The following is a 26,304-nucleotide window of genomic DNA, read 5'->3' as shown; positions in this document are numbered from 1 at the left end:
ATGCAAAACGGCGGTTTGATGCGGTTTTGAAGGACTGTTATCAAACTGTTATGGACCCGTTACCAAACTGTTATCGCTCACGATTGAACATCGAGAACGTTCACACCATACTAGAGATTGTCGATGGAAAACATCAAAGAAGCTCCATCAATGTGGATGAACGATCATCCAGTAATACTGCTCGAGGAGGAGTACACACATGAAGAATTGGAAGAAGGCTATTGCTCTCGTTGCTTCCGCTGCCGCTCTGGTCAGCGTCGCCGCTTGCGGCTCCAGCAACTCCGGCAGCAGCGATTCCGGCAAGAAGGTCGTCGGCTTCGTGGCCGTCGGTCCTGAGGACGGCTTCCGTACCGCTAACGAGAAGGATATCCAGCAGGCCTTTGCCGATGCAGGCTTTGATCTGAAGTACTCGCCGACCCAGCAGGGCGACCAGTCCAAGCAGATTCAGGCTTTCAACAAGTTCGTCAACGACGAGGTGGATGCCATCATCCTGTCCTCCACTGAGGATTCCGGTTGGGATGAGTCCCTGAAGAAGGCCGCTGAGGCTGAGATTCCGGTCTTTACCGTGGACCGTAACATTGATGTCAAGGATTCTGCTGCCGCCAAGGCCGTCGTCTCCCACATCGGCCCGTCCAACGAATGGGCTGGCGAGCAGGCCGCCGAGTTCGTGAACAAGAACTTCCCGGATGGTGCCAACGGCTTCATCCTCGAAGGCCCCGCCGGTCTGTCCGTGGTGAAGGATCGTGGCTCCGGCTGGGACGCCAAGGTCGCTTCCAACATCAAGGTGCTGGATTCCCAGTCCGCCAACTGGTCCACTGATGAGGCCAAGACCGTGACCGCCGGCCTGCTCGACAAGTTCAAGTCCGAGAATCCGCAGTTCATCTTCGCCCAGAACGATGAGATGGGCCTCGGTGCCGCTCAGGCCGTGGACGCCGCCGGACTCAAGGGCAAGGTCAAGATCATCACCATCGACGGTACCAAGAACGCTCTGCAGGCTCTGGTCGACGGTGACCTCTCCTACGTGATCGAGTACAACCCGATCTTCGGCAAGGAGACCGCTCAGGCCGTCAAGGATTACCTGGATGGCAAGAAGATCGAGAAGAACATCGAGATCGACTCCAAGACCTTCGACGCCACCAGCGCCAAGGAAGCTCTGGACAACGGCACCCGCGCCTACTGATCGACCGAACAGTCGTGCAACGCAACGGGCGTAGTCCGCACGATACTGCGATAACTCAACCAAACAGACACTGATGGTGTACGAGGAAACGCCTCGACAAGCGTTTCCCGTACACCATCACTCATGTTGGGCTCAAATATCACAAAACGATAACATCCCTTTTTCCGAATAAGGCAAAGACATGACAGAGAAAACCCCTATCGTCGTGATGAAAGGCATCACGATCGAATTCCCGGGCGTCAAGGCTTTGGACGGTGTCGATCTGACGCTCTACCCGGGCGAGGTGCACGCCCTGATGGGCGAGAACGGCGCTGGCAAGTCCACGATGATCAAGGCTCTGACCGGCGTGTACAAGATCAACTCCGGTTCCATCGTCGTCGATGGCAAGCCCCAGCAGTTCAACGGCACGTTGGACGCGCAGAACGCCGGCATCGCCACCGTGTATCAGGAAGTGAACCTGTGCACCAACCTCTCCGTGGGAGAGAACGTGATGCTGGGTCACGAGAAGCGCGGACCTTTCGGCATCGATTGGAAGAAGACCCACGAAGCCGCCAAGATCTATCTGGCGCAGATGGGTCTGGAACATATCGACCCGCACACTCCGCTGAGCTCCATCTCCATCGCCATGCAGCAGCTTGTGGCCATCGCCCGCGCCATGGTGATCAACGCCAAGGTGCTCATCCTCGATGAGCCTACCTCCTCCCTGGACGCCAACGAGGTGCAGGACCTGTTCAAGATCATGCGCAAGGTGCGCGACTCGGGCGTGGCCATCCTCTTCGTCTCCCACTTCCTTGACCAGATCTACGAGATCACCGACCGTCTGACCATCCTGCGCAACGGCAAGTTCATCAAGGAGGTCATGACCAAGGACACCCCGCGTGACGAGCTGATCGGCATGATGATCGGCAAGTCCGCCGCCGAGCTCTCTCAGATCGGTGCCAAGAAGGCCCGCCGCGAGATCGCTCCCGGCGAGAAGCCGATCGTCAACGTCAAGGGCCTGGGCAAGCGCGGCACCATCAATCCGGTGGATGTCGATATCTACGCCGGCGAGGTCGTCGGCTTCGCAGGCCTGCTGGGCTCCGGCCGTACCGAGCTCGGTCGTCTGCTGTACGGCGCCGACAAGCCGGATTCGGGCACTTACGAGCTCAACGGCAAGAAGGTCAATATCTCCGACCCGCACACCGCACTGAAGAACAAGATCGCGTACTCCACCGAGAACCGCCGCGATGAAGGCATCATCGGCGATCTGAGCGTTCGCCAGAACATCCTCATCGCCCTGCAGGCCACGCGTGGCATGTTCAAGCCGATTCCGAAGAAGGAAGCGGACGCGATCGTCGACAAGTACATGAAGGAAATGAACGTGCGCCCGGCAGACCCGGACCGCCCGATCAAGAACCTCTCCGGTGGCAACCAGCAGAAGGTGCTCATCGGCCGCTGGCTGGCCACGCATCCCGAGCTGCTGATTCTCGACGAGCCTACCCGCGGTATCGATATCGGTGCCAAGGCTGAAATCCAGCAGGTCGTGCTCGATCTGGCTGCCAAGGGCATGGGCGTGGTCTTCATCTCCTCCGAGCTGGAAGAGGTGGTCCGCCTGTCCGACGACATCGAGGTCCTCAAGGATCGTCACAAGATCGCAGAAATCGAAAACGACGACACCGTCTCCCAGGCGACCATCGTCGAAACCATCGCCAACACCAACGTGAACACCGGAAAGGAGGCATGAGATGGCTGAAAAGGCAAAAGCGCAAGGCAACACCCTCGTCAAGAAGCTGTTGGGCAGCAATCTGACCTGGTCGATTGTGGCATTCATTCTCTTGGTCATCGTCTGCACCATCTTCCAGCATGACTTCCTGGCTCTGAGCTGGAACACCACCACCGGCGGTCTCGCCGGACCGCTGATCACCATGCTGCAGGAATCCGCCCGCTACCTGATGATCGCCACCGGTATGACGCTGGTCATCTCCACTGCCGGCATCGACCTTTCGGTCGGCTCCGTGATGGCCGTCTCCGGCGCAGCCGCCATGCAGACGCTGTCCAACGGCGTCAACGTGTGGGTTGCGATCCTCATCGCGCTGGCCCTGGGCATCGTCATCGGCTGCATCAACGGTGCGCTGGTCTCCCTGCTCGGTCTCCAGCCGTTCATCACCACGCTGATCATGATGCTCGCCGGCCGTGGTTTCGCCAAGGTGATCACCTCCGGTGAAAACGCCGACGCCAGCGCCGTGGCCGGCATCGAACCGCTCAAGTGGTTCGCCAACGGCTACATCCTCGGTATTCCGGCCAACTTTGTGATCGCTGTGGTCATCGTGGCTCTGGTTGGCCTGTTGTGCCGCAAGACCGCCATGGGCATGATGATCGAGGCGGTGGGCATCAATCAGGAAGCCTCTCGTATGACCGGCATCAAGCCCAAGCAGATCCTCTTCCTGGTCTATGCCATCTCCGGTTTCCTCGCGGCCATCGCCGGCCTGTTCGCCACCGCATCCGTGATGCGCGTGGACGTGTCCAAGACCGGTCAGGACCTTGAGATGTACGCCATTCTGGCAGTCGTCATCGGCGGCACCTCGCTGCTCGGCGGCAAGTTCTCCCTCCTCGGCTCCTCCATCGGTGCCGTGATCATCGCCATGATCCGCAAGACCATCATCACTCTGGGCGTCAGCGCCGAGGCCACCCCGGCCTTCTTCGCCATCGTGGTGATCGTAATCTGCGTGATGCAGGCTCCCAAGATTCATAACCTGAGCGCGGACATGAAACGCAAGCGCGCGCTCAAGGCCCAAGCTAAGGCGGTGGCAGCATGACAACAGCTACGGCAAACAAGGTGAAGGCTCCCAAGAAGGGCTTCAAGCTCGATCGCCAGATGATTCCGACCCTCGCGGCCGTGGTGATCTTCATCCTCATGATGGCCATGGGACAGGCAATGTTCGGCACGTACCTGCGTCTTGGTTTCATCTCCGATCTGTTCATCGATCACGCCTATCTGATTATTTTGGCCGTGGCCATGACTCTGCCGATTCTGACCGGCGGTATCGATCTGTCGGTCGGCGCCATCGTGGCCATCACCGCTGTGGTGGGTATGAAGCTCATCAACGCCGGAATGCCCGCCATCGTGGCCATGATCGTCATGCTGCTGCTCGGTGCGGTGTTCGGCCTGCTGGCCGGCGCGCTGATCGAGGAATTCAACATGCAGCCGTTCATCGCCACCCTTTCGACGATGTTCCTGGCCCGCGGTATTGCCTCTATGATCTCCACCGATTCCCTGACCTTCCCCGAGGGCAACAACTTCGACTTCATCGCCGAGAAGATCAAGCTCATCGACCAGCCGAAGGCCGCTCATGATCTGAGCATCAATCTCGGTGTGATCATCGCCCTCGTGGTGGTGGTGTTCGGCTACATTCTGCTGCACCACACCCGCACCGGCCGTACGATCTACGCCATCGGCGGCTCCCGCTCCTCCGCTGAGCTCATGGGTCTGCCGGTCAAGCGCACGCAGTACGTGATCTACCTGACCTCCGCCACGCTGGCCGCCTTGGCCTCCATCGTGTACATGGCGAACATCGGTTCCGCCAAGAACACCGTGGGTGTGGGCTGGGAGCTTGACGCCATCGCCTCAGTGGTTATCGGCGGCACGATCATCACCGGCGGCTTCGGCTACGTGCTCGGCTCCGTGCTCGGCGCACTGGTCCGTTCCGTGCTCGATCCGCTGGCCACCAGCTTCGGCGTTCCGGCTGAATGGACCACCATCGTGATCGGTCTTATGATCCTGATCTTCGTGGTCCTGCAGCGCGCCGTGATGGCGGTGGGCGACAAGAAATAGGCCTTGCTTCGCGCCTTAAGACGTACGGCTTGCCCGAGACGTACGTCTTAAGGCGCGAAGCGGACAACACATAACTGAATATCGATAACTGAAAACTGCAATAACTGAATTACCTTTCTCTTTCTCTCCTTTTTCTTCCTTTCATCGCGCTGTGGGGCGCGGCCTGACTGTCCGGGCCGCGCCCCACAACGTTTTTTCGGATCGTGGCACATGAAGTATGAGCGACGTGGTGTCGTATGAGTCCGGCTTTGGGCTTAAAATACGTTCTGGCTATAAACGGGGCGCGCCATCGGAACCTGTTCTGGTCCTATCAGAGGGCGCGTAGAGACACATACGCCGGTTGGTAAACCTGACATTCCATTTTGAGTAACCAAGGACGTAGAGGAGTTTTCCATGCCCGAAATTGAGCAGGCGCGTGCACTGAATACCGAGAAGATTCCGCCGAAATTGATCGGCGCCATTGTGGCCGTGGGCTCGCTCGCCTTCATCGGCATTCTGACCGAAACCGTGATGACCGTGCTGTTCCCCTCCCTGATGCGCGAATTCCACGTGGACACCGCCACCGTGCAGTGGATCACCACCATCTATCTGTTGGCCGTGGCCGCCACCATGCCCATCAGCTCGTTCCTGAAGCGTCGCTTCCGCCTCAAGGTCATTTTCCTTGCGGCCGTTGCGCTGGGCCTTATCGGTTCGCTCATCATGATCGTCGCATCGGTGTTCCCGCTGATGATCGTGGCCCGCATCATCCAAGGTGTCGGTTCTGGCATTGCCACGCCGCTAATGATCAACATCATTCTTGAACAGTCGCCGCGTTCCAAAATCGGCCGACTGATGGGCGTAGGCTCACTGGTGATCACGGTGGCTCCGGCCATCGGACCGACCGTGGGCGGCGCGGTCACCAGTGTGCTGCCGTGGCGGGCCATTTTCGTCATCGCGATTCCGTTGATGATCATCGCGGCGATTATCGGCTGCGCTTGCATCGAGCAGCGTACGGACACGGAGGCAGCCTATCTTGATCCGATTCAGCTCGGCTCCATCATCATCGCGCTGGTTGGTCTGGTGCTCGCCCTCAACCAAGGTGGCGTGGCCGTCAGCGCGGCCGTGAGCGGGGGAGCGGCCCTGCGTTCCGGCATCGTGGCTGTGGTAAGCCTGATCATCGGCTTGGGGTCGCTGATGCTGTTCGTCGTAAGCTCCAAGCGTGCGTTCTCGCCGCTGCTGCGTCTTGGCGTATTGCGTGACCCGGCGGTACTGCTGCACGCGGTGGCCTATACGCTGCTGCCGCTGGTCGCCATCGGTTATGGCTATGTGATCACCAACGTGGCTCAGCTTTCGCTTGGCGTCAGCGCGTTCGTAGCTGGCTCTCTGGTGCTGCCCGGTGCTTTGATCGGTGCCGTCTGCGCGCCGGTGGGCGGCTGGTTCTACGACAAATTCGGCGCGGTTCGACCGATTCTTATTCCGCTTGGCATCGCTATCGCGGGGCCGGTGCTGATGCTCATCTTTTCCATGTACTTGACGCCCGCGCTATTGGCCGGATTCTATTTCATCTTCGGCTTCTTCTATGCCATCGGCAATGCCAATGTGATGACCAGCGGTCTTTCCGAAGTGCCTCACCAGCTCCGCCCGGACGGCAACGCCATCTTCAACACTGGTCTGCAGTTCGGCGGCGCCGCAGGAACGGCATTGTTCTCCACGATTTTGGCCGTGGCACAGGCCGGTGCGGGCGAAGAAGGCACTGCGCAGTTCGCCCACGCCACTGCGGTGGGCGGCGCATGGACCTTCGCCACGATGATCGTGATCTGCGTGATCGGCTGGTGCTGCCTGGCAACCGCCTTCCGCATTCGAGCCCGTCGCACCGTCCCCTCCCGTTGATCACGTGACCGCTGACGTCCCGTTCCTTTCCTCGCAAATATGCGCCCGTCCCGCAGATCTCGCGAATATGTACCACTGACGGCACCTCAGTGGTACATATTCGCGAGATACGCCGTCTGTGCTATGTGCCGCTCAGCGCTTGTTGTTTGATCCTCTATCAAAAGCTTGTCTTTCCTCGCGAATATGTACCGGTGACGATGTCTTAGCGGTACATATTCGCGAAGGGGGGAGGGGAAAGAGAGAGAGGGGGAGGATCGTATTATCCGCCCTGCGGCCTAGGTTGGTGACACATGGGAATTGAAAACTCGCACAAACTGATCGTCAACTGCCTGCCGCTGAACGAAGCGGAACGACAGTCCTTCGTCAAGGCCGCGCGCGATGTGCCGCAGCGTTTCGTCGGCGATGAGAGCCATCGCACGGACATGGTTTGGCATGCTTCGGTTCCCGAGGAGCTTCGAGGTGCGGCCACTGCCGTCATCGGCAATTTCCCGGTTTCTGAAGCACCGCAGTACACGCGTCTTGAATGGTTGCAGACGTTCAGCGCCGGAGTGGATGCCTATATTCGTCCGGGCGTGCTGCCACGAGGCACGATGGTCACCAACGCCAGCGGCGCCTATGGCAAGTCGGTGTCCGAGCACATGTTCGCCACGATGTGGGCATTGATGAAAAACCTGAATCAGTATGCTGCCAATCAAAATAGAAGAGACTGGTCCGACGTGGGGCCAGCGCTCAGCCCGGAAGGTGGCATAGCGTTGATCATTGGTGTAGGAGACATCGGCTCCCACTTTGGTCAGCTGGCACAAGGCGTAGGAATGCGTACATTCGGAGTACGTCGCCATGTAGATGTGCCGGCTCGTGGCATCGAGAAGATGTATGGATTTGAACGCTTGAACGCACTGTTGCCGTTGGCGGACGTGGTGGCGCTCGCCGTACCGCGTTCGCCACAGACGCATCATTTGCTGGATGCCGAACGTTTGGCTCTGCTCAAGCCCACTGCCATCGTGATCAATGCTGGTCGCGGAGACGCCATTGATAACGATGCTCTGGCTGTGGCGCTGCATCAGGGGACGATTCGTGGTGCAGCGCTCGATGTCACGGAACCGGAACCGTTGCCGGAAAACAGTGCGTTGTGGAATGAACCACGGTGTTTGATTACGCCTCACGTGGCCGGAGGCAATCATCTTGCCTCCACGTCGGACCAGATCATCCGTATTGCGCTCAACAACGTATCCCGCTATGCCCGGCAACAGGAGCTGATCAATCTGGTGAGACGCTAATAACTGCAAAAAGCCGCCAAAATCAGCGGCGTCGACGTTGATGTCCTCCTCCCCTTTGCGAATATGTACCGATGAGCGCGACTCATCGGTACATATTCGCAAAAAGGGAGGCCGGTGTTTTGCCGAGTCACCACTTGTTGGCACCGACACCTTCGAAATTGACCTTGAAGTCACGCTGGTAATGCAGGAACATGGCGGCGCCGTAGCGGTCCACCGGACGATGGGTGAACAGCATGCGGATGGCGAAGGCGGTCTGTACATCCTCCGGCAACGCCAGGAATGCCTTGTGGGCATCCCAGTACGGATTCATGGTGATGGCGGCGTCTGGAACGTAGGCGTATCCGTAGCCATCCTCGTTCACATACCCCATGAATGGCAGATCCCAGGCGTTGTGATTGGTCAGTTGGCTCTTGAAATACTCGACTTCGTTCAGCGCTTGATCGCTGATGCCGAAACTTTTGGCCACCGTGTTGGCCTTGGCCGTTTTCGCCTCCGGAGTCTTGCCGAACATGCTGGGATCGACGACGATAACTTTTGCTTCCGCCGTGGTGATGTCCTTTCATGGATGCAGTTCAGGGTGAACTGCACGCGGATGTACTATCCAAAGATGTTCGTTTCAAAAATTAAACGCACATCAAATATCTTCTAATTTGTGAAAGATATTGTGCACATTGGCTTGTGCTGGTTCCTAAGCCTAACACTGAAAATGGTGAAATAAAGCCAAAATATAAAGTATTAACCTCCCGGTAACGGTGTTGGGAGGATTCGTTGTGCTGTGTATAAGCGTGTTCACTTGAACAAACAATCAAACAATGAGAATGTGCGATTTGATGGTGAAGTGGACAACAAAAACGGTCATGGACGTCATATTGAGTCCATGACCGGCGTGTCGTGATGAAATTATCGGTTCGGGTCGATTAATCCGTCAACTCCTGACCGTTGGCATCCTTATGCCATGGCGATCCGTACTGGCTGGACAGGATTAGAATGCCTTCCACCAAGCCCCAGATGGCGGCTGCAATCGGGCCGAGGCCGATGATGATCCAGCCGACCAAGGTCAGCAGCAGCTGGCAGACGGCTTTGCCGGTGTATCCCAGATAGAAGTTGTGTACGCCCAGCGAGCCAAGGAAGATGCCCAGCAATCCGGCGGCCATTTTGGATTTGGCGGCATATCCGGCAGGGTATTGCGGTGCTGAATACGGCTGAGTATACGGGTTGACGGGCTGGCCATACTGGGGGCCGTATTGTGGCTGATTGTACTGTGGCTGGCCGTATTGTGGCTGGGCGTATGCTCCTGCGGGGCCATATGGAGGTTGCTGCGGTTGCACATACGGATTGGTTGGCTGAGCGCCGTACTGCGGCTGCTGATAGCCGCCGGCTGCCGGCTGTCCGTAAGCATTCTGGCCATTTACTGGCTCGCCATACGCCGGCTGTCCTGCTGCCGGCTGTCCATAGGCGGCTTGTTGCGGTGCCGCGTAGCCCTCATATCCGGGGTATCCGTTCTGCGGCTGTCCGGTGTACGCCGTATTCGGTGTGGCGTTGGATTGCGTGTTCTGCGGCTGCCCTTCCGGGGCGGGTACGTACGGTTGTTGATTGTCGCTCATCGTTGGGTCCCTTCTCTAGGCGAACGGTATCGAATCGTTGCTGGTCACTATAATCTCACGTTTTGCTGAAGATAGGAACAGCACGGGCAGACCAAACAAAAAATGGCTTCCCGTCGGGGAAGCCATAAACACCTGCCTGTGTTACGCGCGTCGTCCTATTCACGCACGAGTTTGATATGCTCCACATCCTTGCGCTGGGAGCGACGGTAGAGTACGAAGCGATTGCCGATGGACTGCACCACTTCGGCATCCAGCTGGGCGGCCAGCTCTTCGGCGGCCTCCTTGGCAGTCAGACCGGAACCGTCCTGCACGGCGCACTTAATGAGCTCGTGCTTCTCGATGGTCTCATCGGCCTGATTGATGGCCGCTTCCGTCAGATCATTCTTGCCCACATAAAACAGGGGCTTCAGGGAGTTGGCCAGCGCGCGCAGCTGCTTGGTTTGCTTTTTGGTCAATGCCATAGAAATTCCTTACGTTTCGATAACCCCAACAGCATACCCGTCGGGCGCGTCAACCTGCACTGCAGCCATGAAGCATTACAACACCACGATCGCGACGATATAGGCGATGACCGTCACGGCGAACACCGCATCGCGCGCGGAAGGCGCGAACACCCGCCAATGAGTACGAACGATGCCTTCCTCATAACAGCGTGCATCCAACGCCAGCGACAAATTGTCGGCATGACGCAATGTTCCGGCGAATACCGGCACGATGATGGCACTCATCGCCTTGATGCGCTGGCTCAGGGAGCCGGTTTCAATGGAACCGCCACGGGCCGCCTGCGCATCGATGATGGAGCGGGTCTCGTCGGTCAGCGTAGGAATGAAACGTAGCGCCAAGCTCATCACTAATGCGATTTCCTGTGTATGCAAGCTGAATCTGCCAAATGGATGCAGCAACGCCTCGAACGCGTCAGTGATGGCGGTGGGCGTGGTGGTGGTCAGGAATATCGCACCCAGAATGATGACCAGTGCGAATCTGCATGTGTAGAGCACCGCAATGGTCACGCCGTCGTCGGTCACGCTTAGTGGTCCCCATGTGAATAGCGGGGTGCCGGTGCGCACCACCACCAGATTGCATAGGCTCATTACCGCCATCAATGCCAGAATCGGATGGATTGCGGCAAGCAGACGAATCGGATTGAGCCGTCCGGCCATCATTACCGCCAACGTGAACGCGATACCCGTCGCGAGTTGCGCGGGCGTGTTGACCGCAAACATCGTAAACATCGCAGCCAGAAAACCAACCATCTTCACGCGAGGATCCAACTGATGAACCGGCGAACGATGGTCCGTCTTGGACTGCGGTGCGGCATCGCGTTGGACGGATGGTGATGACTGCGCTTCGGACGGCGACGGCATGCGTACGACGCGATCGGCCAGTGATTCCGCCTCTGCACGGTCGTGCGTGATGATAAGCATCGTGACGCCGCGCTCTTTGAGCGTATGAAGCAACTCATGAATACGAGCCTTTGCCTGTACATCGAGACTTGCTGTGGGCTCATCCATCACCAGCACGTCCGGCCGGCAGGCCACCACGCCGGCGATGGCCGCAAGCCGCTGCTGTCCTCCGGACAGGTCGAACGGTGAGCGATCAGCCAGATGCTCGATGTGCAGCAACGCGAGGGCTTCGCGCACACGTTGCTGCACATCGGCGTCGCTCAATCCCTGATTGCGTGGACCGTACGCCACATCCTCGGCCACCGTCTCCGCGAACAACTGCTGCTCGGGATGCTGCATCACGTATCCCACACGGCGACGCAACTGGGCAATCTGCTTGCGATGAGCGGGCTTCGACCGCACCACGGGAATGCCGGCCACCTCAATGGTGCCGGATTCCGGTCTGGCCAGCGCGCATAACAGCCGGGCCAACGTGGATTTGCCGGAGCCGTTAGTGCCCATCAACGCTACGGTTTCGCCCGGCTGTATCGAGAAGGACAGATCGTCGATTACCGGGCGCTCGCCGTCCGCATACCGATAGGTCAGGTGCGAGACGCGAATAATGGGAGCGTTGTTCTGTGGTGTGCTGCTGTCCGACAGAACCGGCAGCGGGGTAGAGGAATCGTCCGCAGCGGGGGGCGGTGTGAGGACACCCGTTTCCAGGCACTGCGCGGTGGCTTGACCGGATGCATCTTCGGCGATGTGCCCGGATTCCATGTGAATCACACGATCGGCATGGCGCGTCTCATTCGGATGATGCGTCACATGCACGATGGTGGTACCGCGTTGCTGCAAAGCGTCCAGCACGCGCATCACCTCGGCGCGAGCGGTTTCATCGAGCATGGCAGTGGGTTCGTCCAACACCAGCATGGCAGGGTTCATGGCCAGCATGCCGGCAATGGCGGCACGCTGCTGTTGCCCACCGCTCATGCGCGTGGGGTCGGAGCGGCGGACGCTCGACATATCCACGGCGTCGAGGCTCTGCCGAATGCGTGTCGCGATAACGGTACGATCGAGTCCCAGATTCTCCGGGCCGAAGGCCACATCATCCTCAAGTACGGTGGTCAGCAGCTGGTCTTCGGGATTTTGGAACACCACGCCAATGACGCGTCGTGCCGCACGGTATTCGTCTGCGTTCGGGGTGGAGTCGGCAACAACATGATGATCGAGCAGCATGATGTCGCCGGCGTCGGGTGCGGTGAGCCCGGCGATCAGCCGGGCCAGCGTGGACTTGCCGGAACCGTTCGGGCCCACCAGGCATACGCGTTCGCCGGCGCGAATGGTCAGTGAAACATCGTCCAGCGCCCAGCTTGCACCGTGGTCGTAGCTGAATCGAATATGGTTGAGCTCGGCGGCGATGGCGGGGGAGTGGGAACGATTGACTGGCATAATACCTTAACTGTCTGTTGTGTGGGGCGTGCGTTGGGATCGCGCTGGATTCGAAGTTCTGTAAGTATCGTACGTTTCGGCGTTATGTATGCGGCCGGACCAGCATGCCGCGTGCATAACGCCGGTTTGGGGTCATGAAAAGACACTATGTACGCGGCAGTTTGGTTCGGCCGCATACATAGTGTCTTTTCGGAGTTATCGCCGTCGGCGCGATCGTATGACGGCCGGCCGCGCTGACGGCGATCATACGATCACTGCTGCTTGGCGAGCAGGTTGGAGATTGGCTTGTAGATCAGGAACGTCACTACCGCGTGAATCGCCATCTTGGCCACATTGAACGGCAGCAGAATCGGCAGAATCATTGCTGCGACTGCGGCGTACGACATATGCGCGTAAATCGGGGTGACCACCAGATTGCCGAGCAGCGCGGCCACGATGGCCAACACGGCACCGGCCAGAATGCCAAGGGCTGCGCCCTTGCGGGAACGAACCTTGCGGTAGATCAGCGAAGCCGGAACCGAAAGGCACAGGGCCACCAGCACCGCCATCAAGGAACCCCACGGATCGGCGAACATGTGCGGCACGAAGCCCAGTACGGAAACGATGACTGCGGCAGACGGACCATATGCGAAGCCGGCGATCAGGCATACGATGCCGGAAGGATCGTATTTGAGCCAAGTCACGGGCGTGATCGGAAACTCAATGAAGCTGGTGACCATTGCCAACGCCACGAACAGCGCGTACATGGCGATGCGCCGGGTGGACCAACGGCCGGAATCGGCCACACCTGTATTGTGAGAGCCGAGTTTGGCAGTGCTGGAAGCGCCGGAAGTAGCCCCCTCGGCCGCAGGTGCGACGGAACGAACGAATTGCATGCGGATACGCGAAGATACACTCATATTGAGTCCTCGTTTCTTCCATCCGGACTGTAACCGTTGGCTCCGGATTTTCACCGGATCAGCCGCTTTCGCGGGTCGCGGGCTTCCTGCTTGCCCCGTTATGAATCCCGGGGTGCCGGTTACCGCCAGTAAGGAATTGCACCTTCCCTGAAACTGACAGGCTTATTCATACGCCATATGCAGGACTGAAGCAAGCGATGTTTCATAATGAGCGTAAATCGAGAGGGCCTATGCAACGCATGAGCCAATGCTGTATGTAGACCATGTGTGAAGTGCCCAACGAGATATCTCATCAACACATCCCCACGAGGCATCCGGCGGATTGTTGGTTGTCGCGGCGTGACTGACTGAATATGGGTATACGTGGCATGGGGATACAGCGTGGAGCACCCCTCGATTTCAGGGGGGGGCATGTGCCCCCGACCGCTTCGGCGTGTCTACAGTGTGAGCATTGTTTCATTTTGTGCAAAGTTTGTGCTGTGAGCGATAACAAGCATGTGCATATTAACAGCGTTAATGCTGAAAATATAAAGAAATACCTCAAATCCCACGTTATACGTATCTGAATGTCATGTTTAATTAACATGTGGTAATAAAGGGCAATTTATGCCTATTCGTCTAATTACTCGTCGTGGTAAGGGGGTATTCATATAAATCACTTTCCCGAATCGTTGACTCCGCAGTAAGGAGAGGTGGAGAAAATGCGCGTAGGGCCGGTTTTTCGTAGGTCCCGGGGCTCCATGAAAACGGAGCCGGCGAAGCATGCTTGGAAGAGTGTCCGTGCCATCGCCAGCATCGTGGCCTCTGCAATGATGTTGACAAGCGCAATTCCCACTGCATATGCACAGACCTCCACCGGTGCCGTGGTCTCCGGTTCGTCTTCGGGTGTGACCGTAATCTCCAATGGAACCGTAGTCACTGATAACGCTGTTGTGTCTGCGGCCGAAGCGCTGAAACGCACTACTGGTACGCATGCCGATGCCACTGCGGCAACGACCCGTACGATCGAACAGCTCTCTGCAGATTCCCAAACCCCGTTCAGCACCAAAACCATCCTTGATGACGACAATGGCGCAGATAGCAATGCCGGTTCTACTGACTCCGATCAGTCCGGTGACGCGTCAGGTGCCAATCAGACTCCTGATTCGTCCGACTCCACTGCGGATTCTGGCGAGGCCTCTGGAAACGCCGGAACTGACACGGATACGGCAAACGACGACAGTCAGTCCAGTGACGCCGCATCAGGCAACGCCGATGGTGAGCAAGCCGGTGATACGGACAGCTCGGATGCCGATGCCGCAGACGGTAACGCTGCGGATAATGCTACGAACGCTGCTGCCACAACGTTAGGTGGTCGTGACTTCGCCGGTCAGGTCACCAAAACCATCAACGGCAAGACCTATATCCTCATCGGCAACGAGCAGCAGTTGCGCGCCATCGGCTCCGATAAGGCGGTCACAGGCGGTACTGTCTATAAAGTTCAGCAGACGCTCACCAACACGGGAACGTCAATTGTGCCGAAACTTGAATGGGTCGACAGCGAGGCAGAGTCGATTGCGTACGACGGCGACGCGGATCTCGCCTCCAATCAGACGTTGCACAACGGCACATTCAGCGACCATGACGGCGGCGGCATCCTCGTCGGCGACAAACGCACCAAATATTTCGTCAAGGATGCATCCGGCAATCGACTGGACGTGACCGACAAGACCTATGGTCCCAACACCGGTCTCAAATACACCAACACCGAGAACTACATCATCTTCCGCGACATCGATCTGAGCTCCAATGCCGCCGATGCGGCCAACACGAACTGGAGTCCGCTGCGATTCCTCGGCACGATGATCGGCGCGATGAGCAAGGACACCGCCGCCGGTACCCTATGGAGCACGCTCGGCACCGACGGCGTGAGCGTGAACGATACTGCCGCCCGCCCGACGATCTCGCACGTGACGGTCGAGCAGGCCGGACCGAAGATGAACGTCAATGAGCAGCAAGGCATTGGCTTCTTCTCGTCGCTTACATCAGACACGAATCTGTCCGGTGGCAGCCTGGCCAGTTCTGGTACGGTGACGGTGACAAACGTCAAACTCAGCGATGTATCGGTGACGAACAACGCCTCTGAAGCGTATGTGCCGCCAACATTGCTGAATTCATTGACTACGGCCGTCGGATTGTTGCTCGACGGGCTGTTGACTGCGCTGAAACTCATCACGTTCGGCAAAGTCGATGTCGATCTGGATCTTCAGGATCTGCTGTCCCTGCATAAGGACAATCCCTCGAACTTGGCAACCGGTGCTTTTGCCGGCCGCATCTACGGTGATGTGAAGGTCACGAATTGTGCAGTGGAAGACGTCAAGGTCTCCAGCGTGGGCAATATGACCGGCGGCTTCGCCGGATACGTCGAAGGCGCAACCCGGTACGACGTGGTCTCCGATATTGTGGATGCTCTCGCCAAGTTGCTGGCGAAGGTTCTCAACGTCATCCCGTTCCTCGGCCTCGGCGATTTGGTGACATGGCTGCTCAACGGCACGCTTGGCTTGAACGCGCTGGTTCCGGTCGGCTACTACAATCCGGTCATCTCGAACAGCACCGTCACGAACTTCAAGGAAGGCACGACGCTCGGCAGCGCTGACAAGCCGCAGGCCGGCGGCTTCGTCGGCGCGCAGATCGGTGCAATCATTGAGAACTCGTCGGTGACCAGCCAAAACGCGTTCACCGTGCTCGCTTCGGATTATGCCGGCGGCTTCGCGGGCGTATCCCGCAACGGCAACGTCGGTGGATTGCTCAATTCGCTCGGTGTCGATCTCATGTCCGCATTGCGCCCGCAGAGCCTCATCGAAAACAGCACACTCACCGCCACCGGTGGTGTGACCGTGACCGCGGCGAACTACGCGGGCGGCTTCTCCGGCGCGATGGCCAACTCATATGCGGTCAACGACACGATGACCGGTAGTACGACGGTAACCGCAACTACATCATATGCCGGTGGATTCACCGGTTGCGCATCCGTCGGTTGGGGATTGGAGCTCGGCAGCGGTGACGCCACGAATGGATCGTTGCTCAAGCAGCTCGTCAAGGCGGTCACCAACCTGTTGGGTGACGGCAGCGGTGCGAGCGCCGGCGAACTCCTGTCCGTTGCCGGTGTGAAGCCGTCCGCCATTGTGGGTCTGTCAATGAACGGTGCGATTGCCGTCGAATCCAAGGGTGATTATGCCGGTGGCATCGTTGGTCTTGGCTCAGGCGTCACGATCGGAGATTCCAGTGAGACCAACCTCAACAAGCTGTCGTATTGGAAATACGACACGACGTTGCATCCGCGCCGTGTATATCCGGCCAGCAGCACGACCACAGTTACCGGACTTGCCAAGGTGAGCGCCGCGAAATCGTATGCCGGCGGCATTGCCGGCAGCCTCCAGCCGGTTATGGTGGCCGGACTGCTGAACAGTGTGCTGCAGATCGGCGATACCAACACATTGAAGAAGCTCGGCGAATTCGCCACGTTCCTTGTCGAGAACGTCGAAGTCACCGGTCCGGCCGACGGTCTGACCGTTTCCGCCGGCGACTATTACGCGGGCGGTGCGATCGGCTGCGCCACCGGCGGCGACGTGACGAACGTGAACCTTACGAATCTGGCGAGCCTGTCTGCCACTGGCGAAGTCGGCGGATTCATCGGCTTCTCTGGACCGGGGTCGGCGGTCGGTGCCACCGGATTGAATGTGCTCGACCTGATCAAACTCTCCGGGCTTCTGTCTGTAGCGCAATACTCGTCAGTCGAGGTGAACAAGTCGAATGTCACCGGTGTCGCGAGCGGTTTTACGGTCAAGGCGACCGGTGTGACCGACGGCGACAAAAACCGATTTGCGGCTGGTGGCTTCTATGGTCAGGCCAACTCCACCAAAACCCGCGAAAGTCACGTGCTGAGCCTCAAATCGGTCACCGCTGACAAAACCAAGTCGGACGGCGTGGCCGGTGGTTTCGTCGGATACTCGACCACCGGCGGTCTCGCGGATGCGGTCGACAACGCCGACGCGGGCGACAAGGACGGCAAGACGCCCGTGTTGGACGCACTCGTCGGCAGCAACCTGCTTTCCGTCGATGACCTGCTTGGCGCGGTGCCGTACCTGATTCCGAACTACAAGGACGCGACCGTATCCTATGTCAACGGCGGCTATGTCGAGGGCGATATCGCGGGCGGCTTTGCCGGCAATTTCCAGTCCGGAAAAGTGAACCAGTTCACCGACAAGGAACTCGCTGACGACACCACGTTGGCTACTGTGCAGACAACCGTCACCGCAGCTGGATACGCGGCGGTCGTCAATATCGATCATGTGACCGGCGGTGCCTATGCAGGCGGATTCGGCGGCAAGGTCGTCTCCGGTGCGCTCGCCTCTGCGGGCAACGGCGGCATCAGTCTGCTTGGCAAGCTTGGTACGGTTGACGCTTCCAGCCTGCTGCAGGTCGTGCAGGGATATGTGCCGCTTATCTCCTACGCTTCCGTACATTCCGACGCATCCACCGTCGAGAAGATCAGCGGTGGTGATCCGAGCGATTTGAACAATCCTGGTCTTGTGGTCTCCACCGATCGCATCGATGCTACGGATTCCACGTCCGGCTCGGCCGGCGGCTACATCGGCTACGGTTCCGGCGTGCAGGTCTCGCACAGTGATGTGACTCAGTTGCGCTATACCAAGGTCACTGAGCCCAAAGCTCTCGAAGGCACCGACGGCAGCGCCTATTTCGATGCCAAGCAGAGTGCCTACGCGGTTTCCGCCAAGCGCTACGCCGGCGGTTACATCGGATTCATGGATATCGGTTCCGCCGCATCCGTGGGCAAGGGCATCCAGCTGCTCGGCAAGGGCATCACGCTTACCGATGTGACCAGCGTGCTTTCCGTCGTCGTCTCCACCATCGAACACTCCGACGTGACCGGCGCGGCCGCAGGCTATGCGGTGATCGCCAGCGACACCAGCGAAAAGAACACCGAGCTGAGCAATGGCATTCCCACTGCGGGCAGTGCCGATAACCCGCTCGGTGAGGCCGGCGGTTTCGCGGGCCGCATCATGGGCGGCCATATTCAGGATTCGAACGCGCATAACTTCGCCTATATCATCGGCCAGATCACTGCCGGCGGCTATGCGGGCGGCATCGCGCCCGGCGACGTGGCCAACGTGCTCGGCAACGAGGATTCGACGTTCACCATTCTCAAAGGCCTCGTCAGCGCTGGTGGAACGTTCGCCTCCCTGCTGCAGGATTTCGTGCCGACGATCCGTAACTCATCCACTGACGCCGTGCCCTGCGGCGGCGCTGTCCGCGCTCAGGCGGCATCCGACAAGAACGCTCTGCGCGGCATGGCCGGCGGATACGTGGGCCACGATGAAGGCGGCCACATCTGGGGCATGAACAACGCGCCCTGGAAGAGCGAGAACGATGGCAACAACCATTACACGGGCACCCTGCGCACTGCATCCGCTGCCCGCATCCGCAGCGTGTACGGTGCTGAATTCGCCGGCGGTTATACCGGATTCATGGAGGCGGCCGACACCGCCGAAACCGGCAGCCTGAGTCTGCTATTCGGCTTGATCGAAGTCGGCAACCTGCTCGGTGCGCTCGGCGTGGCCTACCCGACTGATGAGAACACGCAGGTCACCGGACCCTTGCGCAACCTCGATTACGACACTTGGAAGGCATGGGCTGATGCCGTTGGTACGCGAGGTGGGTACGGCAAGGAATTCGCTGAACTGCTTAAAATCGGTTCGCGCGATGACCTCAACAAGGCTATCGACACCTATATTTACGGTACGAACGTGGTCGCCGGCCGTACCGATTACGACCAGAACGCCAACGCTTCCCAAGGCGGTGTGGCCGGTGGATACGTCGGTCTGATGCGTTCCGGCACCGTGACCAACGGTCTGGCGCAAGACACCAAGCAGGTCAAGGCCATGCGCGCAGCTGGTGGCTTCGCCGGCTCAATGGAATCCGGCGGTGCCGCGAAATTCGGCACAATCGACGTACTGGGCCTTATCAAAGTCAACCTGAGCAAGCTCGTGAGCGCTCTGAACGTATTCGTGCCTGTGGTCAAGAGCTCGTCCGTGATCGGTTACCGCCGCGGTATGACCGTCGAGGCGACCGGCACCGATATCACGCATACGAACGGCTTCGCCGGCGGCTATGTCGGCTATGCCTCTGGCGCGCAGATCTGGGGTGACGCCACATTCTCGGACGCCGACAAGTCCGACGACCGTTGGACCATCGGCTCCACGCACAAGGACTATACGGCTACCGGCTGCAATGTGAGCAACCTGCGCCGCGTTGCCGGCACGAACGCGGTCGGCGGCTACGCGGGCCTGATCACGGCGGCAGGTGTGGCCGAAGTGAACACGAACGCCTCCGAAGGCATCCTGCAGAAGCTGCTTGACGCGGTGATCTCCACGCCGAATGATCTGGCACAGGTGGTGCAGGCCACTGTGTCCACCGTACGAGGCGCAAGCGTCTCCTCGGTCAAGGACGAGCAGTCTGCCGCCGCATGGGGCTTCACCGTCGAAGGTGCATACACTGTGGGCGGCACGACCAAGTACGCCCGAGCGGCCGGTGGTTTCGCCGGTTCGATGAAGGCTGTTGTGGCCGGCAGCAAAAACGGTGGCACATCAGCAACCAATACGCTCAAGGTTGACGGTCTGCGTGGTGTGGAAGGCGGCCAGTACGCTGGCGGCTTCTTCGGCCAGGCCGACACCACCGCCGTTGCGTCCGTGGCCGGTACTGACGGCACTGCCGGCTCCGACCAGAGCGCCAAGCTGTTGCTCGGTCTGATCAAGGCCGGCAATATCAGCGCGCTCGAAGCGTTCCGCCCGTACATCTACCATGCGGAGGTGAACGGTGTGGCTGACGGCATCCAAATCCGCGCCCACGATGCCAGCAAGCAGGGCATCCTCGACTCGAAGCGGTACACCGGTGCGGCCGGCGGCTTCGGCGGCGGACTTATCAACGGCACCGTCGATTTCGGCACGGTCACGAACCTTAACAGCGTGAACGGCGTCAACTACGCGGGCGGCTTCGTCGGCCATCTCGGCAAGGCCGGTACGCTCGACGTCGATAATGCGCAGGTCAGCAAACTGCTCGGTGCGACCGCCGGTGTGCTCGATATCTGGGGCTCCCATGTGGACGATTCCAAGGTTTCCGGCATCACCAATGGTTTCACGGTCGCCGTATCCCACCAGGGCGAGAAGTATGCGGCCGGCACCGACGCGGCAACCGGACGCGAAGTAGCCGGCGGCTTCGCCGGATACGCCGATCTGGCGCGCGTCAGCCGTTCCACTGTCGCCGACCTCAAGAAGGTGTCCAGCGGCGAGATCGCCGGCGGCTTCGTCGGTGAAACGACGATGGCGTACCTGGTCGATACTGAGGTCAGTTCGGTGCTGCTTGACGTAATCCTGAAGGTTGTCAATGCGCTGCTGAAGCTGCTCTATGCATCCCAGTTGCAGAACCTCGGCGTCATCGATCTGGGATCATGGTTCCCCGCTATCAAAGATGTGTTCGACCTCAAGGTGCTGGCGGAAGGCAACGTGCTGTACGTCAACCTGTTCGGACTGAAGATCAGCGTCGGCCTGTCGAAGAAGAGCACTGAAAACCAGCAGCAGACCGACGTGGCGATTATCACCATCGGCGACTCGACCATCAAACTGCCATGCACTGAGAACGGTGTTGACGAGAATCAGCTGCGTACGAACCTCAAGGTCACGCTTATCAAGGGCAACCGCACCAAGGTGACCAACTCTTCGGTGCAGGGTATCACTGCCGGCTACGACGTATTCGGCGGGGGAGCGACGCAGGACCTCGACGGCGAGGAGACGCTCACCACCGGTTACGCGGGCGGCTTCGCAGGTCTCAACACCGAAGGTGTACTGCAGGGCGACTCGATGACCTATGCCGATACGATCCGCGGCACCAGTGGATTGGTGGACCCGTTCGCCGTGACCACGCTCAAGTCCAACTGGAAGTTCGAGAACAAGAACAAGATCATCGGCCCGGATGATGACGGCAAGTACAACACCTACCGTATCTACCGCACCCACGATGATGCGGCCGGCGACGCTGTGACCAGTGCCGCAGATGGCAGAGAGCTGTTTGTTGCGCACAAAGTCATCGACACCGGTGACGGCACGCTGAACACCGGTCTCGACCGTTGGGATGTTGAGTATTACAACACCATCAACGCCTATGATTCCGCCACCGCATCCAGCGGTGCGGCCGGCGACAACAAGACCACATGGATCGGCATCAAGGATGCGACGATCAAGCGGAGTCCGAAGACCGGCGACAAGGACATGTCCACGTCGAAGGCGATGGAAGCGTACGTTTCCCCTGCCAAGGCCGTGCTCATGCTCAACAAGGCGGTGGACGACAACAACGGTGGCCTCACCCCCGAGCCCGACGATGGTCAGGATCCCTGCGGCGAAGACGGCTGCCAGACCGTGGACCTCACCTTGCAGAAGGTGTGGAGGGATTACGGCAGCAAGACGCGTCCGGATGCTGTGGAGCTGACCATTACCGCGCACTATACCGATGAGAACGGCAATGTCGTGACGCCTGACGAGATCACCTGTTATGACGGCGGATGCGATTCCGGAAAGCCGCAACGGAACCCTTGGACGGTGCGACTCACCGCGAAGGACGGTGCCTCGCCTTGGACGGATACTTGGCGCACCAAGGTCACTGGACTTCCGGTCGCCAGGGTGGACAAGGATGCGAACGGCAACGACATCGTGCGCTACTACACGTACACCGTGTCCGAAACCGCGATCATCACCCACGATGACGACGGCAAGGATATTCGTAAGACGCCTGCCGATGCCGATTATGTGCCATCCGTCACCTACGGCACCAAGCGCGCCAGCAACGCCAACGACAACAAGGAATACGTCGCCACGGTGACCAACACATTCCCGTTGCCGGATACCGGCGGCGAAGGCACCCGGATGTTCGCCATGATGGCGTTCATTCTGATCGGACTCGGCGTTGCATGGTACGTGCGTGACGGTTCCGGTTCCGGCACTTCCCGCAGGCGAGGACGCCACGTCTCGCAATGATCAAGATTTCCGTCACCTCCGGGTGACGGGCAGCCAATGTCCAGTTATCTCGTACTTTCCGACTCATAGCCGAGAAATACGAAAACATAAGGAGAAAGGAACAGTGATGAAAGCACTGATCAAGAAGTTCGCAGCAGCGATTATCGCCGTTGCGACCATGTTCGGCATTGCCGGACTGGGAACTCTCACCGCCAGTGCGGCGGGTACCGACACTGGTACCATCACGGTGAACACCAGCACCAGCTTCGCCGGCGAACTGAAGTTGTACCAGATGTTCACCGCCGCGGTGACTGGCACCGACAACGACGAAGTGACCTACACGCTGAACGATGCTTGGAAGCCGTTCTTCACCAGTGACGACACCACCACGACTCCGGGCACCAACTATGTGGAGTACACCGATACGACTGGTGCCAAGGTGACGGTCGATCAGCAGGCGGTCAAGTACATCAACTCCCTGACCGAGGCTCAGCGCGCCGACTTCGCGAACCTGGCAAAGAAGTGGGCTGCAGCTAACAACAATGTCACCCCTGACAAAACCAGCACTGATGCCACCGATCAGCAGACCTACACCTTCGATTCTCTTGCCAACGGCTACTACATCATCGCCCCGGCTGATACTCAGCTCGGACAGGACGGCAAGTATCAGGCACTGCTCGTGAACCTCACCGACACCGACCACAACGTATCCATCTCGCTCAAGCACGAGTTCCCGACCGTTGACAAGACCGTGAATAACCAGCACGCTACTGAGAACAAGATCGGCGACAAGGTCGACTACAAGCTGACCTCCAAGGTGCCGGACATGGGCTTGTACAACCTCGGCTACACCTTCAACTTCTCTGATACCCTCTCCAAGGGTCTGACGCTGCTCGGTTCTGACGACAATGAGGCCACCAAGGATACCTTCGAACCGGTCGTCAAGATTCTGGACAGCAAGGAACCTGATCAGGGTCAGAACTACAAGACTCTGAAGAAGGGCGTCGACTTCAACGTATCTGTCTCTCATACGGATGATGACGGCAACCCCATCGACGGCACCTCCATCGGCATCAACATGATCGACTTCCGCGGCAAGCACCAGAACGATGCCGGCAAGGTCATCACCGTGGAGTACTCCGCCAAGCTGAACACCAAAGCTGTTATCGGCAAGGACGGCAACACCAACGAGGCAAAGGTCGAGTACAGCAACGACCCGCACAACACCGGAACCGGTACCTCCATCCCGAGCGAAGTGCGCACGCACACCTTCGGCTTCACCATCGACAAGTACACCGGCAAGCTTTACAACGAGTCCTCCGAGCGTCTCGGTGGCGCCACCTTCAAGGTGTACGCCGATGCGGCTGCGACCAAGGCTCTGAAGTTCGACATCACTGAGGCGGGTGACGGCACTCAGAAGGCCGTCGCCCAGTACGCTGGCGATGACAAGCAGAACGACACCAATACCGATACCCGCACCGACGAACTCGTCACCCCGAAGTATGGTCGCATCCAGGTGGGAGGCCTGAAGGCCGGTACCTACTGGTTCGAGGAGACCAAGGCTCCGGCCGGTTACAACAAGCTGGTTGGCAAGATCAAGGTCGTCATCTCCGCCACCTATGACACCGACAATGGCGCAGCCGACGGCGGTACCACCAACGGTGGCACCGGCAAGCTGACCTCTTGGAATATTGTCTACACTGACACTGAAAACAAGGAGCACACCATCAAGGGCGAGCCGCCGGTCATCCCGGTCCAGAACCAGAACACGGGTAACCACCCGACCCTGCCTTCCACCGGTGGCATCGGCACCGCCCTGTTCACCGTGTTCGGCGTGCTGATTGTGGCTCTGGGCACGGCTTGGTACGTCAAGTCCAACCGTAAGTCCTCCAAGCACACTGCCTGAGATCCGCTTTCCGGCTCCCTATGATAGGGGAGCCGGAACAGTCGAGATCCACACACCCTGTAACATAACAGGAGATTCATGAAGAACAAGCTGCGCGGCATCGTGCCGCTGCTGATTATCGCCGTAGGACTGCTCGTGCTGTTCTACCCGACGATCAGCAACTTCCTCATCATGCGCAACGCTTCACGCGTGGTCGGCAATTATGACGCCGCCGTGGACTCGTTGACCGATGAGCAGTATCAGCAGATGCTGGATGCCGCGCATGCTTACAACGAACGGCTTGCCGCCGAAAATGCGGGTGCTACGGATGCGTTGACCGCAGCCGTGAACACCGAGGCCACCAGCAGTGAATACAACAAACTGCTGAACCTCAACGGCGATGGCATGATGGGCTACATCACTGTGCCTCGCCTCAAAGAAACCATGCCGATCTACCACGGCACTTCCGAAGAAGTGCTGCAGTCCGGCATCGGCCATTTGGAACCCACGTCGCTGCCGGTCGGCGGTGCCACGACCCACGCGGCACTTTCCGGCCACCGAGGATTGCCCACCGCCAAACTGTTCACCGACCTGAATCTGATGAAGAAAGGCGACCGTTTCTACATCAAGATTCTCAAAGACACATACGCCTATCAGGTCGATAAGATCACCACGGTGTTGCCTACCGATACCAAGGAATTGGCCATCGAAGAAGGCAAAGACCTCGTGACCTTGATCACCTGCACCCCCTATGCGGTCAACACGCACCGACTGCTCGTGCGCGCCCACCGCATCCCCTATACCCCCGAACAAGACGAGGAATCCAAGCCCACGTTCCATGTGGACATTCCTCTGCAATACCTTTTGCCGTCCCTCGGCCTGATTGCGCTGCTCATCGGTTGGCGCATTTACCGGTGGCGCAGCGAACGGCATATCGTCGCACGGCACAGCTCGCGGTGAGTGAACGTCACCCGCCGATTCCACCAGTGCCCAACCGATGATGAATGCTTCCCGCAGCAGGGGGGGTCGAAGCCGTTACCATTACATTTCTTTGTACGAACCGAATGTCAGAAGCGGAAGGAGAAGCCAGATATGGCAGACACACATCATGTGCAACGAGGCATCGCAGTGCGCCGCAACGGCATGCTCTTTGCGCTTATCGCATCGATATGTGCGATGGCGTTCGCCTTGGTTATCGCGCCGGTCCACACCGCGCAAGCCGCAGCCGTCGGCAGCATCACCATCGATGCGCAATGGAATCGCGATACCGCAGACCAGACCGCACTTGCCGGCGACACCTATGCCATCGTTCGTATCGCCTCCGCTGAGCTGGACAGCGACGGGCCGTCCGCTCTTTCCACACGTTGAGTGCTTTCGAACGGTTTGATGAAGACTGGGGTACGCTTACCTCGTCCGAGCTGAACGCTGCAGCCAAGCGCATCGGTACCTACGCCACCGAACACCAGCTGTACAGTGCGACCGGCGTCACCGACGCCACCGGACGCACCACATTCTTCAATCTGGACGCGGGACTGTATCTGATCTCCCGCGCCAATGCCGCCGAATCGAATCAACGATACGGATGCGACCCGTTCCTGATTTCCGTGCCGGAAACCGGCGATGGCACGCCAACGTTCGCGGTTACCGCGGAACCGAAGTTCAGCGACAACGGCACCGTCACACCACCGACGCCCAACCCGAATCCCGAACCCAACAAGCCGAGCACTCCCACCCAGCCAAGAAAGCCGACCGTTCCGGCCAACACCGGTGCCGCCATCAGCGCATTGGCCCTGTTCGGCATCGGTACGACGGTGGCGGCGGTGATCATCTTCGACCTGAAACGTCGCCGTTCGAACTGACTTCACGAATCATGGCGCAGCTGT

Annotated in this window: 15 protein-coding genes, 1 pseudogene and 1 riboswitch; of the genes and pseudogenes, 11 read left to right on the top strand and 5 right to left on the bottom strand. The window is 58.9% G+C overall.

Annotated elements, in window-relative coordinates; translation table 11 throughout:
* Window positions 1–199: 199 nt before the first annotated feature.
* From fruE to G1C97_RS06510, 6 genes are all read left to right on the top strand, one after another.
* Window positions 200–1,180: a fructose ABC transporter ATP-binding protein FruE gene (gene fruE / locus G1C97_RS06535; RefSeq protein WP_169241069.1), complete on the top strand. Its 981-nt coding sequence runs from the start codon at window positions 200–202 to the stop codon at window positions 1,178–1,180.
* Between the two features lie 181 nt (window positions 1,181–1,361).
* Window positions 1,362–2,903, top strand: a complete 1,542-nt coding sequence (gene fruK / locus G1C97_RS06530) for a fructose ABC transporter ATP-binding protein FruK (RefSeq protein ID WP_169241068.1) — start codon at window positions 1,362–1,364, stop codon at window positions 2,901–2,903.
* Between the two features lies 1 nt (window position 2,904).
* Window positions 2,905–3,975: a fructose ABC transporter permease FruF gene (gene fruF / locus G1C97_RS06525; protein WP_169241067.1), complete on the top strand. Its 1,071-nt coding sequence runs from the start codon at window positions 2,905–2,907 to the stop codon at window positions 3,973–3,975.
* Entirely contained in the window at window positions 3,972–4,991 is a 1,020-nt protein-coding gene (gene fruG / locus G1C97_RS06520; RefSeq protein ID WP_169241066.1) for a fructose ABC transporter permease FruG, read from the top strand. The genes fruF and fruG overlap by 4 nt, the downstream gene beginning before the upstream one ends.
* Window positions 4,992–5,384: 393 nt before the next feature.
* The gene (locus G1C97_RS06515) at window positions 5,385–6,860 is read left to right on the top strand and encodes an MFS transporter (RefSeq protein ID WP_169241065.1); all 1,476 of its coding nucleotides are present in this window, start codon (window positions 5,385–5,387) and stop codon (window positions 6,858–6,860) included.
* A 290-nt stretch (window positions 6,861–7,150) separates the two neighbouring features.
* On the top strand, window positions 7,151–8,137 hold the full coding sequence (locus G1C97_RS06510) for a D-2-hydroxyacid dehydrogenase (RefSeq protein WP_169241064.1): 987 nt from the start codon (window positions 7,151–7,153) through the stop codon (window positions 8,135–8,137).
* A 127-nt stretch (window positions 8,138–8,264) separates the two neighbouring features.
* Here G1C97_RS06510 and G1C97_RS06505 read toward each other — a convergent pair whose 3' ends face one another.
* The 5 genes from G1C97_RS06505 to G1C97_RS06485 form a co-directional block, all read right to left on the bottom strand.
* Window positions 8,265–8,648, bottom strand: coding sequence for a glycerophosphodiester phosphodiesterase (locus G1C97_RS06505; protein WP_169241063.1), 384 nt, complete (start codon window positions 8,646–8,648; stop codon window positions 8,265–8,267).
* Window positions 8,649–9,054: 406 nt separating this feature from the next.
* Window positions 9,055–9,741 carry a TM2 domain-containing protein gene (locus tag G1C97_RS06500; RefSeq protein ID WP_169241062.1) on the bottom strand — a complete coding sequence of 229 codons (687 nt, stop codon included), beginning with the start codon at window positions 9,739–9,741 and terminating at the stop codon, window positions 9,055–9,057.
* Window positions 9,742–9,896: 155 nt separating this feature from the next.
* A complete protein-coding gene (locus tag G1C97_RS06495; protein ID WP_100496079.1) occupies window positions 9,897–10,202 on the bottom strand; it encodes a YhbY family RNA-binding protein in 306 nt (101 codons plus the stop codon).
* Between the two features lie 75 nt (window positions 10,203–10,277).
* Window positions 10,278–12,572 (bottom strand): energy-coupling factor transporter ATPase, encoded by a 2,295-nt coding sequence (locus G1C97_RS06490; protein WP_169241061.1) that lies wholly within the window; start codon window positions 12,570–12,572, stop codon window positions 10,278–10,280.
* 251 nt (window positions 12,573–12,823) lie between these two features.
* On the bottom strand, window positions 12,824–13,471 hold the full coding sequence (locus G1C97_RS06485; RefSeq protein WP_169241060.1) for an ECF transporter S component: 648 nt from the start codon (window positions 13,469–13,471) through the stop codon (window positions 12,824–12,826).
* A 6-nt stretch (window positions 13,472–13,477) separates the two neighbouring features.
* A riboswitch (FMN riboswitch) is annotated at window positions 13,478–13,630 on the bottom strand.
* Window positions 13,631–14,280: 650 nt separating this feature from the next.
* On the opposite strand from G1C97_RS06485, the gene G1C97_RS06480 reads away from it, so the two are divergent.
* The 5 genes and pseudogenes from G1C97_RS06480 (at window position 14,281) to G1C97_RS06460 (ending at window position 26,280) form a co-directional block, all read left to right on the top strand.
* On the top strand, window positions 14,281–22,557 hold the full coding sequence (locus G1C97_RS06480; protein WP_335341343.1) for a cell surface protein: 8,277 nt from the start codon (window positions 14,281–14,283) through the stop codon (window positions 22,555–22,557).
* Window positions 22,558–22,663: 106 nt separating this feature from the next.
* On the top strand, window positions 22,664–24,442 hold the full coding sequence (locus tag G1C97_RS06475; protein ID WP_169241059.1) for an isopeptide-forming domain-containing fimbrial protein: 1,779 nt from the start codon (window positions 22,664–22,666) through the stop codon (window positions 24,440–24,442).
* Window positions 24,443–24,520: 78 nt separating this feature from the next.
* Window positions 24,521–25,351 (top strand): annotated as a pseudogene (locus G1C97_RS06470) (class C sortase); the annotation flags it as partial.
* A gap of 162 nt (window positions 25,352–25,513) precedes the next feature.
* Complete coding sequence (locus tag G1C97_RS06465; protein WP_169241057.1) at window positions 25,514–25,789, top strand: hypothetical protein; 276 nt, start codon at window positions 25,514–25,516, stop codon at window positions 25,787–25,789.
* Window positions 25,786–26,280, top strand: a complete 495-nt coding sequence (locus G1C97_RS06460) for a hypothetical protein (RefSeq protein ID WP_169241056.1) — start codon at window positions 25,786–25,788, stop codon at window positions 26,278–26,280. The genes G1C97_RS06465 and G1C97_RS06460 overlap by 4 nt, the downstream gene beginning before the upstream one ends.
* Window positions 26,281–26,304: the final 24 nt, after the last annotated feature.

The organism is Bifidobacterium olomucense, from assembly GCF_012932375.1.
GTDB classification, from domain to species: domain Bacteria; phylum Actinomycetota; class Actinomycetes; order Actinomycetales; family Bifidobacteriaceae; genus Bifidobacterium; species Bifidobacterium olomucense.
This window is presented reverse-complemented; position numbering and strand designations above follow the sequence as displayed.

Bases quoted from the DNA above. Each gene is read 5' to 3' on its own strand.
- G1C97_RS06505 (WP_169241063.1), bottom strand. From the start codon at position 8,648: ATGTTCGGCAAGACTCCGGAGGCGAAAACGGCCAAGGCCAACACGGTG.
- G1C97_RS06475 (WP_169241059.1), top strand. From the start codon at position 22,664: ATGAAAGCACTGATCAAGAAGTTCGCAGCAGCGATTATCGCCGTTGCG.
- fruE (WP_169241069.1), top strand. From the start codon at position 200: ATGAAGAATTGGAAGAAGGCTATTGCTCTCGTTGCTTCCGCTGCCGCT.
- G1C97_RS06480 (WP_335341343.1), top strand. From the start codon at position 14,281: ATGATGTTGACAAGCGCAATTCCCACTGCATATGCACAGACCTCCACC.
- G1C97_RS06485 (WP_169241060.1), bottom strand. From the start codon at position 13,471: ATGAGTGTATCTTCGCGTATCCGCATGCAATTCGTTCGTTCCGTCGCA.
- G1C97_RS06495 (WP_100496079.1), bottom strand. From the start codon at position 10,202: ATGGCATTGACCAAAAAGCAAACCAAGCAGCTGCGCGCGCTGGCCAAC.
- G1C97_RS06500 (WP_169241062.1), bottom strand. From the start codon at position 9,741: ATGAGCGACAATCAACAACCGTACGTACCCGCCCCGGAAGGGCAGCCG.
- fruF (WP_169241067.1), top strand. From the start codon at position 2,905: ATGGCTGAAAAGGCAAAAGCGCAAGGCAACACCCTCGTCAAGAAGCTG.
- fruG (WP_169241066.1), top strand. From the start codon at position 3,972: ATGACAACAGCTACGGCAAACAAGGTGAAGGCTCCCAAGAAGGGCTTC.
- fruK (WP_169241068.1), top strand. From the start codon at position 1,362: ATGACAGAGAAAACCCCTATCGTCGTGATGAAAGGCATCACGATCGAA.
- G1C97_RS06510 (WP_169241064.1), top strand. From the start codon at position 7,151: ATGGGAATTGAAAACTCGCACAAACTGATCGTCAACTGCCTGCCGCTG.
- G1C97_RS06465 (WP_169241057.1), top strand. From the start codon at position 25,514: ATGGCAGACACACATCATGTGCAACGAGGCATCGCAGTGCGCCGCAAC.
- G1C97_RS06490 (WP_169241061.1), bottom strand. From the start codon at position 12,572: ATGCCAGTCAATCGTTCCCACTCCCCCGCCATCGCCGCCGAGCTCAAC.
- G1C97_RS06515 (WP_169241065.1), top strand. From the start codon at position 5,385: ATGCCCGAAATTGAGCAGGCGCGTGCACTGAATACCGAGAAGATTCCG.